Consider the following 13,389-nt stretch of genomic DNA (forward strand, 5'->3'; position numbering starts at 1 on the left):
CCTCGTCCTTTTCCACGTCGCCTACGCGTCGGCCGGGGCGACTTCCCACAGGCAGGCCTCGTCACCCCGGCTCTCGCAGTGCGGGTGACGCACGGGAACCGACTCGCCCAGACCGTGAGCGCATGCGGTGAAGGCGGCCGTGATCATGCCGCAGGCCGTACCCGCATCGTCCGCCGCGGCGGGCAGACAGCGCGCCACGGAGAGAGAAGGATCCGTCCGGTCCGCCTGGACGAGCCCGCCCGGGCTGAGCGCCACCGCGATGCGGCGCAGGTGCCTCAGAAGGCTTCGTCGCCGAAGCGCCGCGGGGGCCACCCGCCGGGCGAGCCCCGCCACCCGCGAGGTCCGGGACGCGTACTCCGAGCCCAGCCGGTCACCGGCCGCCTCGAACACCATGCGAGCGTCCGGGCGCCGGGCGATCAGCCGCAGCAGGTCCAGGAACTCGCTCGCCTCGAGCTGTCGGCGCCGCTTGCGCATGTCCGCGTACCGGCGCATCTGCCCGTCGATGACGTCGCTGAGACCCAGACGGCGCGGAAGGCTGATGCGGAACGCCTCGTCCTCGAGCACCTCCGGAGGCGTGTCCACGTCCCGGAGCGACTCGAGGAGCACGAGCGCCACACCGGGGCTCAGCCAGCCGTCGAATTCGACCTTCCGATCCATAACGGACCTACGCTAGGGCGGACATCCGAGCGGAGCAAGACGGGCGAGCGACCTCCAGCGGCTTGTGACCCGGGAAGGGCGGCACCATAATCTCCGCCTCGACGATCGCCCGCCGCCGCCGCCGGTCCGGACCGGGCGGCGATCGGGCGCATTTCAACGGTCCGAGGATCCGGCAGTGTGACATGTACGACCCCACGAGCGTGGAACAGAAGTGGCAGGCTTTCTGGGCCGAGCACGGGATCAACGAGCCTGATCTCGACGAGGCCGCCGAGCCGTTCTACAACCTGATGATGTTTCCGTATCCGTCGGCCGAGGGCCTGCACGTCGGGAATCTCTACGCCTTCACCGGCGCCGACTTTCACGGGCGCTTCCAGAGGCTGCGGGGGCGGGACGTGTTCGAGCCGATCGGCTTCGATGCGTTCGGGATCCACTCCGAGAACTACGCCCTCAAGGTCAACGCGCACCCGATGGACCTGATTCCCCGGAGCACCGCCAACTTCACACGCCAGCTGAAGCGCTCCGGGATCATGTACGACTGGTCCCACACGGTGGAGACCACGGATCCGGACTACTACCGCTGGACCCAGTGGATCTTCCTCCAGCTGTATCACGCCGGTCTGGCGGTGAAGAAGGAAGCTCCGGTGAACTGGTGCCCCTCCTGCAAGACCGTCCTCGCCAACGAGCAGGTGGAGGGAGGGAAGTGCGAGCGGTGCGGCTCGGAGGTCGGTCAGCGGCTTCTCAGCCAGTGGTTCTTCCGCATCACGGAATACGCCGAGAGGCTCCTGGACAACCTCGACTGGATCGACTGGTCGCCGTCCACACTGACCGCCCAGCGCAACTGGATCGGCCGATCGGAGGGTGCGCTTCTGCGATTCCGACTCGCCGGGGAGGAGGAGGCCACGATCGAGGTGTTCACGACCCGGCCGGACACGCTGTTCGGTGCCACCTTCATGGTCCTGGCCCCCGAGCATCCGCTGGTCGAGATCCTGACCACGGACGATCGTCGCGCCGAGGTCGAGTCGTACCGGACCGCGGCGGCTGCGGTCGACCTGGTGGAGCGGCGCAAGACCGAGGATCGGACCAAGACGGGTGTGTTCACGGGCGGCCACGCCGTGAATCCGGCCACCGGAGATCGCATCCCGGTGTGGATCGCGGACTACGTGCTGATGGAGTACGGCACCGGTGCGATCATGGCGGTTCCGGGCCACGATCAGAGGGATTTCGACTTCGCGCGCCGCTTCGGGTTGCCGATCGTTCCGGTGGTCGCCCCGGCGGCGACGGTCGAGACCGTTGCCGACCCCTCCGCCGTGGAGCTGGACCTGGGAGATGAGGCGTTCGTCGAGCACACCGAGGGCGAGCGGCTGATCAACTCCGGTGAGTTCAGCGGTCTACCGGCGGCCGAGGGTGCCGGGCGCATCGTGGAATGGCTGGCCGAGCGCGGGCTCGGCGAGCCGAAGGTGAACTACCGTCTGCACGACTGGTGCATCTCCAGGCAGCGCTACTGGGGCCCCCCGATTCCCATCCTGTACTGCGATGCGTGCGGCATCGTCCCGGTTCCCGAGTCGGACCTTCCCGTGGTGCTTCCGCACCTCGAGAACTTCAAGCCGGGGGATGATGGAATCGCGCCGCTGGCCAAGGATGCGTCGTTCCATCGCGCCGAATGTCCGGAATGCGGCGGCCCCGCGAGGCGGGAGACCGACGTGTCCGACACCTTCCTCGACAGCGCCTGGTACTTCCTGCGCTACCCGAGCACCGATGTCACGGAACAGCCCATGGATCCCGCCCGAACCGGGCGCTGGCTTCCGGTGGACATGTACATCGGAGGCGAAGAGCACGCCGTGTTGCACCTCCTCTACTCGCGTTTCATCACCATGGTGCTTCACGACCTCGGACACATTCCCTTCGAGGAGCCGTATCTGCGCTTCCGGAAGCACGGGCTGATCATCCGGGAGGGCGCCAAGATGTCGAAGACGAAGGGCAACGTGGTGAACCCCGACGACTACATCGACCGATACGGCGCCGACACGTTCCGCACCTACCTGATGTTCCTCGGGCCGTACCAGGAGGGCGGAGACTTCAGGGACAGCGGGATCGTGGGGCCGCAGCGCTTCCTGTCCCGGGTGTCAGACGCGGTCGAGGCCGCCGTCGAGGGGGGCGGGGCGGGTTTTCCGGACCCGGCCGTCGAACGGGCGGTCCACGCCACGATCCGACAGGCGACGGAAGACTTCGAGGGTCTTTCCTTCAACACGGCGATCGCCGCCCTGATGGAGCTGCTGAACGTGCTGCGGGCCGGTGGCCGCGTTCCCACGATCGATGAGGTGCGACCCCTCGTGATCATGCTGGGACCGGTGGCTCCGCACCTCGCCGAGGAGCTGTGGGGCGTGCTGGGAGGAGAGGCCAGCCTGTTCGACCACGCCACGTGGCCGGAGTTCGATCCGGCGAAGCTCGCAACGGACACCGTGGAGATCCCGGTTCAGGTGAATGGCCGGCTTCGAGCCACCATTTCCGTCGAGCGGGGCGCCAGCGAGGAGGCGGCCGTCGGCGTCGCGCTGGAGGATGAATCGGTGCAGCGGCACGTCGGGGAGTCGGAGATTCGAAAGACGATCTACGTGCCGGATCGCCTGCTGAACCTCGTGGTGGGTTGATCCGAGGGAGTGCCGGCGGAACCTGCCGTCCCGCCGGGGTCACCAGGAGACGTCGCCCTCCCGGCTCGTATCGATGTCGGCTTCTTCGCCTTCGTCGAACAGGAACGACCGAAGGTTGGTGAGGAGGAACTCCCTCGCCCGGGGATCCCGCACGTTCAGGCCGTAGTGGTTGATCAGCAGCATTTGCCGCCGTTTCCACTCCTCCCAGCACTCGGAACAGATGTCCGCGACCAACCGCGCGCCGAGCTCATCGGGGAACGGGGCTCGGCCGAGGGGTTCGCGGTCGGCCCTCTCGCACCGCGCGCATTCGAACGCGCCGCTCGCTGCGCCGGCTTCGGTCACCGGGTCAGACCGGTACGGTGAGCACGGAGCAGTTCGCTCCCTGGATGATCTGCCCGGTGATCCCGCCGAGCAGAACACGGCCGGAGAGACCCGGAGCGTGGTACTTTCCGATCACGATCAGGTCCACGGCCTCCGTCTCGGCGGCGGTCAGGATGTGGTTCACGATCGGGCGCCCGCGCACGATGTTCGTCTGGATCTCGAGCTCGCTCCGCAGCGTCTTCGGAACCCGGGCGAGAGCTTCACGCCGCGCCCGCTCCTCCAGGGAGCGAACCGTGTCGTCCGTCTTGGTGGGCGAGCTCACGGCTCGCACGTACGCCTGCAGCGTGCCCGGCATGGCGTGCAACAGCACCAGCCGCGTGTGGAAGTAGGAGGCATACCGCGCGGCCGTGGCCGCGATCGGCGCACTTCCGTCCCGCAGGTCGAGGGCCGCGAGGATCGTCTTGTCCTTCTCCTGGCGGATCGGCCTCCAGACCAGCACGGGCACCGTGGCCTTCCGGACGATGGACACGCAGGTGTTTCCGACCTCATCCGACGGCCAGACCCGCTTCTGGTGAGCGCCCACCACCACCAGCTCGGCCCCGATCTCCTCCACCACCGAAGAGAGCGCCTCCGGGATCCATCCGGCGCGAACCTCCACCCTCGCTTCGATCCCGCACTGGCTGGCGATCTCGTCCAGATTCGCCCGCGCGTCGAGGTCGCGCTCCCGCAGCACCTCGAGCCTGGAGCCCAGCTCCCGCACCAGGTAGCCGGGAATGCCGAGAGGCTCGATCGCGTGGAACAGGGTGATCTCCGCGTCCGGAAAGCGGCTGACCGCCCACCGGACCGTTTCGACCGAGGCGTCCGAGAAATCGACACCGATGAGGATGCTTCTGTACATGGCGCTCGAACCTATCGATCCGCCGCTCCGGCCGCACCATCTCTCGTTCCGGCGACCAGCCGATCGAGGGCCTCCCACGGGTCTCCGTCGCCCGTCTCCCGGATGACGTCACGGATCAGCCCGGCCAGATCGGGATCCCGGCGGTACAGTGTCTCCATGTCGTCGAGGCGCGTGTAATAGAGCATCCGCGACAGCAGCCACGCGTTGTTGATCCGAGCGGGATCGAGCCCCCGGTACCGTCCCGACACGAACTCCGGCTGGACCTCGAGCTCGAAGCGTGTGGCGGCTTCCTCCAGGATGCGCCTCTTCTCCTCTCGCATCTCGTCTGCCGACAGATCACTCGCGTACAGGGATTCGAGCGGATCGACGATCGAGTGGAAGAAGCGGCCGAAGACCCTCATGTCGTGCCATCGTCCTCGTGCCGCTTCGCAGAGGTCTTCATCCCGGGCGGCATCACAGAAGAACTCGATGGCGCCCCGGTGCCCGACGAAGTTCGCGAAGCTCTCGTTGAAGCGCGCGTAACCCTTCGGGAAGAACGTGGTGTGCGTGATCTCGTGGATCACCGTCTCCACGATCCCGATGCTGTCGGCTCGCAGCGTCGTGGACATCAGCGGGTCGGGAAGCCAGCCGAGGGTGCTGAAGGCGCTCGATGGCCGGACCCAGGTGTCATAGCCGCGCTCGTCGAGGTCCCGGGCGCTGTCCAGCGCCCCGTCGAAGTCGAAGAACCCCTTGTACGGCAGCCGCCCGACGATCGGAAACCACCACGTCTTCCATCGCAGTTCGAGTTCCGGCGCGGCAGTGAGCACCAGAACGAGGGTGTCACGGTCCAGCTTCACGTAGCTGGTGAATGCGTCCCCGGGGTCCAGATCGAGGGCCTGGTCCGCAAAGGCCCTGCTCTGCTGGACGAGCCGGAGCTTCGCCCGCAGGGTCGCCGGAGTGGTGGTGTCGTGGACGACGGCGTGGATGTCTCTCCGGGCGGACAGGATCTTGGCTTCCTCCCACCCGGCCCGCAGCACGAAGCCCGGCGAGCATGCCGAAAGGGACAGGACGAGGCCCACCGCAAGAAACGGTGCGTGTGTTGCGGTCATGCCTCGTATACGCCGGGGGCCGGCGTACGTGCCCGCCCTCCGCAGGCTCACGGGCGCCTCACGTAATAAACGCGCTCGCGAACCGAGTCCCCGCGGTAGCGCCGCCCAGGTCTGTCCGAGTCGCTTCGATAGCGTCGATACCCCCGGGTGAACGTTCGAAAGCTGTCCGGATCTCCCGAGTCCCTGAACAGGGCCTCGATGACCGTGCGGTCGAGCAGCCCCTCATCGTTGTAGCTGAGCAGCACGTGCCTCGCGTCGGCCCGGTCCAGGACCTGGCCGAGAGCCTCCTCGCAGCGTCCGCGACGACACCAGTCCGATCGCAGGTCTTCGTCCGGTATGAGGCCCGTCTTTCCACGGAGCGCCGGCGGCGGGTCCCAGCCCTGCGCGAGCAGCTCCGGAACATGGTAGTAGCCCGGGTACTGCCTCTCGTTGTACGGGGGATCCAGGTAGAGGAGGTCCACCGGTCCCACCCTTGCGAGCAGCTCGGTGGCCGGGCCGCGGAACGCCGAGCAGCCGCGCGCGGACGGCACCGCGGGCACCGTGGGCCGGATCGGCCGGAGGTGAATCGGCCGCGTGGCGTTCGGTTGCCAGGACTTCACGAAGGAAGCGTACACGCCGGTCGTGTTCGCTACCCGGTCCGCCGCCTGGATCAGAGTCGCGAGCAGGAGTTGCTCACGGGGACGGTCCAGGAGACCGGCGTCCGACCAGTTCGCGATGCGTTCCCGGATGCCGTCCATCACGGCCGCGTTCGCGGGCGTGAAATACATGCGGCCGTGCCGCGCCCCCTCTGTGCCGGCCGGAGTGTAGTGTTCGGTGACGAATCCGCTCACCGGCTCGAGTGCCTCCAGGTGGCTCAACACGGCCCGGTAGCTCACGGAGCCCCGCGTCTTCCCGTTCCCGAGCAGGCGGGTCTCGAACCGCGGCGTGCGGTCCAGTTCCACCCGCGCCACCTGATAGGCGTACGAGGCGGCCATCAGGTCACCCGATGCCACGCGCCACCCGGCGGACTTGAGCGCACGACCCACGCTCGCGGTCCCGGCGAACGGGTCGCATGCGACGCCGGGCGACAGCCCGAGCCCCTCGATCGTCTCGAGGAGGAAAGGAACCAATCGGGTCTTGTTTCCGATGTATCGCACGCCAGCCCTTTCGAAGGATCGATCCGATTCATAGTACGCTGGCTCCGGCGCGGCCTGCGACCCCGATGAGCACGGTCCACCCCGGCAGCGAACGGTGCTACGGAGACTGGGACGATGTACCTTGAGCCCGTTGCCCGGCGGACTTCGTTCCCGGAATCGCCGGATCCAGGCGCATTGACCGCAGAGGATTCGTGAGTCTGCTCGAGAAGGCGTACAACGTGGCGGTGAATGCCCTCCGGCCTCTGCTCCCGGCCTTCGGTGCGGCTTCGCCGAAGGTATCTGCCGCCGTGGAAGGGCGACGAGCCGCTGCCGGCGCGATCCGGCGGTGGGCCGAAGGCGGCCGCGACCCCTTCCGGCCGCTCCTGTGGATGCACGGGGCGTCCGCGGGCGAGCTGGCGGGGGCGATTCCCATCGTGAACGAGGTGCGATCCGAGCGGGCCGGGATCCAACTGATGGTGACGTATTCCTCTCCGTCGGCGGAAGCCGTGTTGCCGGAGCTCGCGCCGGACTACGCGGGCTATCCGCCCCTCGAGACCATGGCGGCTTGCCGGGAGGCGATCGGTGCCGTTCGACCGGACGCGATCGTATTCGCCAAGCTGGACGCGTGGCCGGCCCTGACCCGGGCCGCCGCCGAGGCGGACGTTCCTCTCGGCATGATCAACGCGACGGTCAGGCCGGGAAGCACCCGACTCCGCGGACCCGGCCGGCAGCTCCTAGAACCGAGCTACCGAAGGCTCGCTGGCGTGGGCGCCGTGAATGCCGAGGAAGTCGGGCGGCTCGAGTCGCTCGGTGCGCGCCCGGGGGCGATCCGGGTGACGGGCGACGCCTCTTTCGAGCGCGCCCTGGAGCGACTCGACCGGGCCCGACGGGCCGTCGCGGATGAGGAAACGCGACTCGCGCCGTCGAGCGACGGTGAGGTCAGACTGTGCGCCGGGTCGACGTGGCCGGAGGACGAGCGCGCGCTGATCGAGGCCTGTTCGAGACTCCAATCTCGAGGCGGGAGCCGGGATGGGGGGAAGCTGGAGCTCGTGCTCGTGCCGCACGAGCCGGATGAGGAGGCCGTCCGACGGATTCGGGACCTCTGCGGCCGTCTGCTCGGGGTGGAGCCGCGAGTCTGGTCCGATCTTCAGACGTCGCCTTCCGACGCGGGCCCCGCGGATGCCTCCAGGCCCCTGGTGGTGGACGCGGTGGGCTTTCTGGCGGAGCTGTATCTGGAGTGCGACCTGGCGTGGGTCGGCGGGGGCATCGGAGGAGAGGGGCTCCACTCGGTGGTGGAGCCGGCCGCCGCCGGGGTCCCGGTGCTTTTCGGGCCGGTCCACGATCGATGGGAAGCTCGCGACATGGTTCGACGAGGAGTGGCCGTGGAGACGCAGCCGGACCGGATCGATCGCGTCCTGTCGGAGCTGATCGCGGCCCCGGAGCAGCGCGCTGCCATGGGAGCCGACGCCCGTCGTTACGTGGAGGAGGGGCGAGGAGCAGCGAGATCGTCGGCAGAGCTGGTCCTCGCCCTGATCGACTCGCCGAAGTCCTGATTCAGGGCCGCGCTCCGGGCGGCAGCGGCTTGGGTCCGAGGGCGTACCAGAAGAGCAGCCCGATGATCGGGCAGAGCACGATGATGGCGCTCCACAGCAGCCCCACCTTGCGAGCCGGCTTCGCGCGGATGATCAGACCGATCGCCCAGGCGTCGAGGATGACCAGCAAGCCGGCCAGCACCCAGCGCGAATCCAACCCGACCACGAATTCCAGGATGTCGGTCATGCGGCACTCGAGGGTCCGGCGAACTGGAGCCTGTGGAGACGCGAGTAGAGCCCATCCAGCGCCAGGAGCTCCTCGTGGGTCCCGGTCTCGCGAATCTCCCCGTGGTGCATGACCAGAATGCGGTCTGCGCTTCGGATCGTCGAGAGCCGGTGCGCGATCACCAGGCTCGTCCTTCCGAACATGAGCTCCTCCAGCGCCCGCTCGATCCTCGCTTCGATCGCGCTGTCGACCGAGCTCGTGGCCTCGTCCAGGATCAGCAGGTCCGGATCTCCGGCCAGGGCCCTCGCGAAGCTGAGCAGCTGGCGCTCCCCGGCGCTCAGGTTGCTGCCTCTCTCTCCGAGTCGTTGCTCGTATCCATCCGGCATCCGCTCGATGTAGCTCTCCACGCCTACTCTCCGGGCGGCGGCCGCCACCTCCCGCTTTCCGATCCCGACGCGTCCCAGGTCGATGTTGCGAGCCACCGTGTCCGAGAACAGGTAGACGTCCTGCAGCACGAGGCCCATCCGGCGCCTGATTTCGGACGCGGGCACGGTCGAGATGTCCACTCCATCCAGCAGCACGGAGCCGCGCTGCGGCCGGTAGAAGCGCATGAGCACGTTGATGAGCGTGGATTTCCCGGCGCCCGTCGCTCCCACGATCGCGACCCGCTGTCCTGGCTCCACCGTGAACGTCACTTCCTTCAGGACCCAGTCGTGCTCCCGGTCCGAGGCGGTTTCCTCGGGGCGGCGATCCGCGTCTTCACCGTAGCGGAACCACACGTCACGGAACTCGATCCGACCGCCACGGGTGGGAAAGCGGGAGGCCGCAGCGTTCGACGGTACGGGGCGATCCGACGCGACGCGGGTCTCCCCGGCGGGCTCCGATTCGACCGGGTGCGGCTCACGGTCGAGCAGCTTGAATACACGCTCCGAGCTCGCCATGGCGCTCTGCAAAATGTTGTACTTCTCCGACAGGTCCTGGATCGGGCGGAAGAACCGACGGGCGTACTGCAGGAAGGCGGCGATCGTCCCTACCGTCATCGCGCCCCGCATGGATTCGGACCCGCCGTACCAGATGATCAGCGCCATGGCCACGGCGGCCAGGATCTCGACCGCCGGGAAGAACAGCGCGTAGTAAGTGATCGATCGCAGATGGGCGGACAGGTAGTCGCGGTTGATCTCCTCGAACCGACCGAAGGTCTCCCCTTCCTGTCGGAACAGCTGGGTGACGCTCATCCCCGTGATCCGCTCCTGCAGGAAGGAGTTGATGCGGGCCAGGCGCAGCCGGATGTCCCGGTAGGCGTTCCGAACGCGCGTCCGGAACAGCCACGCGGCGGCGAAGACGAGCGGGAGCACCGTGAACGTGACGAGCGCGAGGCGCCAGTCCAGGATCAGCATGGCGGTCACGATGGCGCCGATCGTGAACACGTCGCCGAAGATCGTGACCACGCCCGACGTGAACATCTCGTTCAGGGCTTCCACGTCGCTGGTCACGCGGGTCATCAGCCGCCCCACCGGGTTGCGATCGAAGAAGGCCAGCTCGAGGCGCTGCAGGTGCGCGAAGATCTGACTTCGGAGGTCCTCCATCACCCGTTGACCGATCCACGTGGTCAGCAGGGTCTGGATGTACTCGAGCACTCCGGCCAGAAGCATCGAGATGACGTAGGCGGCAGCCAGGAGCGCCAGCAGCCGAGTGTCGGCGGCGGGGAAGGCCTCATCGATCGCCAGCTTCGTCAGCCACGGGCCGACGAGGGCCAGGCCGGAGGCGGCGATGAGGATCGCGATGGCCGCCGCCACCTGCCATCGATAGGGACGCAGATAGGTGAGCAGGCGACGCATGAGCCGGGCGTCGTACGCCTTGCCGAGGGCTTCCTCTTCGTGAATCGGACCTTCGGGGGAGGTCTGCAGGGTCGGATCTCCTGTGACTCGGGCTTCGGTGCAACGAAGATACCCGGCCCTCCGATACGGTTCCAGCCACCCGGTTTGACGCTTCTGCCGCGCTCCCGCATCATCGCGGCATGCTGACCTCGATTCGCGTCCGCGGCGCCCGCCAGAACAACCTCCGAGGCGTCGAGGTCGAGATCCCCCACCGGGCGATGACGGTGCTCACGGGTCCGAGCGGGTCCGGCAAGTCGAGCCTCGCCTTCGACACCGTGTACGCGGAAGGACAGCGGCGGTACGTCGAATCCCTGTCCTCCTACGCGAAACAGTTCCTGGAGCGCATGCCGAAGCCCGACGTCGACTGGATCGATGGCGTGGCTCCCTCCGTGGCGATCGACCAGAGGAACTCCGTGCAGTCGAGCCGTTCGACCGTCGGCACCACGACCGAGGCGTACGATTACATGCGGCTGCTCTGGAGCCGGGTCGGTCACACCCTGTGTCCGGGGTGCGGGGAGCGGGTCCTGCCGGACACGGTCCAGTCCGCGACCGACGAGGTTCTGACGCTCGGCGACGGGACGCCCATCCACGTGGCGTTTCCACTCGAGCGGAGCGAAGGGCTCACCCACGAAGCGGCGATCGAGAACCTCCGAGCCCGCGGGTACATCCGGGTGATGGTCGACGGAGTGGAGCATCACGTGGAGGATCTCGAGACCGCGGAGGCCTCATCGGAGCCGGAGTGGCTCGATTCGGCGCGCGACGTGCTCGTGGTGGTCGATCGCCTGTTCGCCTCGACGGAGAATCGCGAGAGGCTCGCGGATTCGCTGTCGGCGGCCTTCGCGGAAGGGCACGGACACGCGGAAGTTCTCCAGGTCCGCCGCGAGCCCGGACAGGCGGCCGAGATCGAGCGGAAGCTCCCGTTCACGGAGTCCTTCCGATGCTCCAACTGCGAGCGGAGCTTCCCGGAGCCCACTCCGCTGCTGTTCAGCTTCAACCATCCGACCGGAGCCTGTTCTACCTGCAATGGATTCGGCGCCACCCTCGAATACGCGCTCGACCTGATCGTTCCCGACCCTGCACGCTCGCTGGCCGACGGTGCGCTGGACCCGTGGACGAAGCCCAGGTACTACCGTGAGGCGGCCGACGTGCTGGACCTGGCGGTCCGTCGCGGGATCGATCCCACCCTGCCGTGGGGTGCGCTCCCCGAGGCATTCCGGGAGGAGCTGCTCGAAGGGTCGCCCGAGTTCGTAGGCATGATTCCCTTCCTGCGGTCGCGGGAGCGAAAGCGGTACAAGCAGTACATTCGCGTCTTCCTGCGGCAGTACCAGCTGCCAGAAACCTGCCCTTCGTGTGGAGGCGCCCGGCTGCAACCGGACGCGCTCAACGTCCGGGTGGGCGGTCTCGACATCGCGGAGGCGTCGGCCCTGACGGTAGACGACCTGCGCCGATGGATCGGCGGGTTGACCCTGACTCCGTTCGAGACCCGCGTCTCGGAGACGATCCTGCGCGAGCTCTCGGATCGGCTCGACTTCATGGTCGCGGTCGGACTCGGATACCTCACTCTGGACCGGCAGGCGCGATCGTTGTCCGGCGGTGAGATGCAGAGGATCCGCCTCTCCGGGAGTCTGGGCAGCCGCCTGGTGGATACGCTCTACGTGCTGGACGAGCCGACGATCGGGCTCCACGCGAGCGATGTCGAGCGTTTCACCGAAGTGCTCCGACGTCTCAGAGACCGCGGGAATACGGTGCTGGTGGTCGAGCACGAGACGACCGTGATGCGCCAGGCCGACCGCCTGCTGGAGCTCGGCCCCGGCGCGGGCGAGCACGGCGGAGAGCTCGTGTTCGCCGGTACGTTCGCCGAACTGCGCAGGGCCGATACGGCCACCGGTCGGGCGCTTCGACGGCGGTCGCCCGCGCTCGAGCGCCGGGCCGCCCCACCGGACGAGTGGCTTCGGCTCGAGGGGGCGACGCTGCACAACGTGCGCGACCTCGATGTGCGAGTCCCGCTCCGTCGGCTTACCGCGGTCACCGGCGTGTCCGGATCGGGCAAGTCGACCCTGGTGCACGACATCCTGTACCGGGCGCTCGAGAAGGAGCTGCGCGGGACTTCCTCCGCGCGGCGCCACCTGGGGGAGCCACTGGGAAGCTGGCGCTCGCTCTCGGGAGCGCAGAGCCTGGAGGACGTGGTGCTCGTCGATCAGAGCCCGATCGGACGCACACCGCGCTCCAACCCGATCACCTACATCAAGGCCTACGGGGAGATCCGGCGCGTGTTCGCCGAGCAGCCCGAGGCCCGGCGCCGGGGCTTCGGGCCGGGCCATTTCAGCTTCAATTCGAAGGCCGGACGGTGCGAGGCCTGCAAGGGCGCGGGCGAGGAAGTGGTCGAAATGGTCTTCCTCGCCGACGTATCGGTTCCCTGCGAGCTGTGCGAGGGAAATCGATTCAAGCCGGAGATCCTCGAGGTCCGCTACCGGGGACGTACGATCCGCGATGTGCTCGATCTGACGGTCGACGAGGCGATCCGCTTCTTCATCCGCCAGGACCGACTCGGTCAGGCTTTGTGGCAGCTCCAGCGCGTGGGACTCGGATACCTGCGGCTCGGTCAGCCAGCCACCACTCTTTCGGGCGGCGAGGCGCAGCGCCTGAAGGTCGCGCGCGAACTGGCACGGCGCGCATCGAGCAAGGCCCGTCTCTACATCCTGGACGAACCCACCGTGGGCCTCGGCCTCGGCGAGGTGGAGAGGTTGCTCGGGGTCCTGCGTGAGCTGGTCGAGGCCGGGCACACGGTCCTGGTGGTGGAACACGACCTGGACGTGATCGCGGCGGCCGACTGGATCGTGGATCTCGGGCCCGGCGCCGCGGAGCGGGGGGGGCGCGTGGTGGTGACCGGCCCGCCGGGCGAGGTGGTCGCAGCATCGGAGTCGACGACCGGACGGTACCTTGCGCGGCACGTGGGCCTGGCGGACGGACCCGGGCCCTCCCGCGAAGCGGGGGCTGCCGCGAGCGATGCCGAAGCCCGGGCCGGCTGAC

At 68.1% G+C, this 13,389-nt stretch carries 10 protein-coding genes; 3 read left to right on the forward strand and 7 right to left on the reverse strand.

Going from position 1 to position 13,389, the window contains the following annotated elements; translation table 11 throughout:
- Window positions 1-21: 21 nt before the first annotated feature.
- Entirely contained in the window at window positions 22-657 is a 636-nt protein-coding gene (locus AC36XV_RS04190) for a hypothetical protein (RefSeq protein ID WP_492202422.1), read from the reverse strand.
- Between the two features lie 182 nt (window positions 658-839).
- On the opposite strand from AC36XV_RS04190, the gene leuS reads away from it, so the two are divergent.
- On the forward strand, window positions 840-3,302 hold the full coding sequence (gene leuS, locus AC36XV_RS04195) for a leucine--tRNA ligase (RefSeq protein WP_492202423.1): 2,463 nt from the start codon (window positions 840-842) through the stop codon (window positions 3,300-3,302).
- 39 nt (window positions 3,303-3,341) lie between these two features.
- On the opposite strand, the gene AC36XV_RS04200 is transcribed toward leuS, so the two are convergent.
- Genes AC36XV_RS04200 through AC36XV_RS04215 form a run of 4 tightly spaced genes read right to left on the reverse strand, consistent with a single transcriptional unit; the run spans window position 3,342 to window position 6,745 of the window.
- Window positions 3,342-3,722, reverse strand: coding sequence for a Fe(2+)-trafficking protein (locus AC36XV_RS04200; protein WP_492202424.1), 381 nt, complete (start codon window positions 3,720-3,722; stop codon window positions 3,342-3,344).
- Window positions 3,649-4,521 (reverse strand): universal stress protein, encoded by an 873-nt coding sequence (locus AC36XV_RS04205; protein ID WP_492202425.1) that lies wholly within the window; start codon window positions 4,519-4,521, stop codon window positions 3,649-3,651. The genes AC36XV_RS04200 and AC36XV_RS04205 overlap by 74 nt, the downstream gene beginning before the upstream one ends.
- A gap of 11 nt (window positions 4,522-4,532) precedes the next feature.
- Complete coding sequence (locus AC36XV_RS04210; RefSeq protein WP_492202426.1) at window positions 4,533-5,609, reverse strand: aminopeptidase; 1,077 nt, start codon at window positions 5,607-5,609, stop codon at window positions 4,533-4,535.
- 47 nt (window positions 5,610-5,656) lie between these two features.
- Window positions 5,657-6,745 carry a DNA adenine methylase gene (locus AC36XV_RS04215; protein WP_492202427.1) on the reverse strand — a complete coding sequence of 363 codons (1,089 nt, stop codon included), beginning with the start codon at window positions 6,743-6,745 and terminating at the stop codon, window positions 5,657-5,659.
- Between the two features lie 191 nt (window positions 6,746-6,936).
- Between AC36XV_RS04215 and AC36XV_RS04220 the strand changes: the two genes are divergently transcribed.
- Complete coding sequence (locus AC36XV_RS04220) at window positions 6,937-8,277, forward strand: 3-deoxy-D-manno-octulosonic acid transferase (protein ID WP_492202428.1); 1,341 nt, start codon at window positions 6,937-6,939, stop codon at window positions 8,275-8,277.
- 1 nt (window position 8,278) lies between these two features.
- On the opposite strand, the gene AC36XV_RS04225 is transcribed toward AC36XV_RS04220, so the two are convergent.
- Both AC36XV_RS04225 and AC36XV_RS04230 read right to left on the reverse strand, forming a co-directional pair.
- Window positions 8,279-8,503: a PLDc N-terminal domain-containing protein gene (locus AC36XV_RS04225; protein ID WP_492202429.1), complete on the reverse strand. Its 225-nt coding sequence runs from the start codon at window positions 8,501-8,503 to the stop codon at window positions 8,279-8,281.
- Window positions 8,500-10,320: an ABC transporter ATP-binding protein gene (locus AC36XV_RS04230; RefSeq protein ID WP_492202430.1), complete on the reverse strand. Its 1,821-nt coding sequence runs from the start codon at window positions 10,318-10,320 to the stop codon at window positions 8,500-8,502. Before AC36XV_RS04230 ends, AC36XV_RS04225 begins: the two co-directional genes overlap by 4 nt.
- Before the next feature lie 179 nt (window positions 10,321-10,499).
- Here AC36XV_RS04230 and uvrA point away from each other — a divergent pair, with 179 nt between their 5' ends.
- Window positions 10,500-13,388 (forward strand): excinuclease ABC subunit UvrA, encoded by a 2,889-nt coding sequence (gene uvrA, locus AC36XV_RS04235; RefSeq protein ID WP_492202431.1) that lies wholly within the window; start codon window positions 10,500-10,502, stop codon window positions 13,386-13,388.
- Window position 13,389: the final 1 nt, after the last annotated feature.

The organism is Candidatus Benthicola sp., from assembly GCF_058719085.1.

Coding starts and splice junctions, on each gene's coding strand:
- AC36XV_RS04210 (WP_492202426.1), bottom strand. CDS start 5,609: ATGACCGCAACACACGCACCGTTTCTTGCGGTGGGCCTCGTCCTGTCC.
- uvrA (WP_492202431.1), top strand. CDS start 10,500: ATGCTGACCTCGATTCGCGTCCGCGGCGCCCGCCAGAACAACCTCCGA.
- AC36XV_RS04190 (WP_492202422.1), bottom strand. CDS start 657: ATGGATCGGAAGGTCGAATTCGACGGCTGGCTGAGCCCCGGTGTGGCG.
- leuS (WP_492202423.1), top strand. CDS start 840: ATGTACGACCCCACGAGCGTGGAACAGAAGTGGCAGGCTTTCTGGGCC.
- AC36XV_RS04225 (WP_492202429.1), bottom strand. CDS start 8,503: ATGACCGACATCCTGGAATTCGTGGTCGGGTTGGATTCGCGCTGGGTG.
- AC36XV_RS04230 (WP_492202430.1), bottom strand. CDS start 10,320: ATGCGTCGCCTGCTCACCTATCTGCGTCCCTATCGATGGCAGGTGGCG.
- AC36XV_RS04205 (WP_492202425.1), bottom strand. CDS start 4,521: ATGTACAGAAGCATCCTCATCGGTGTCGATTTCTCGGACGCCTCGGTC.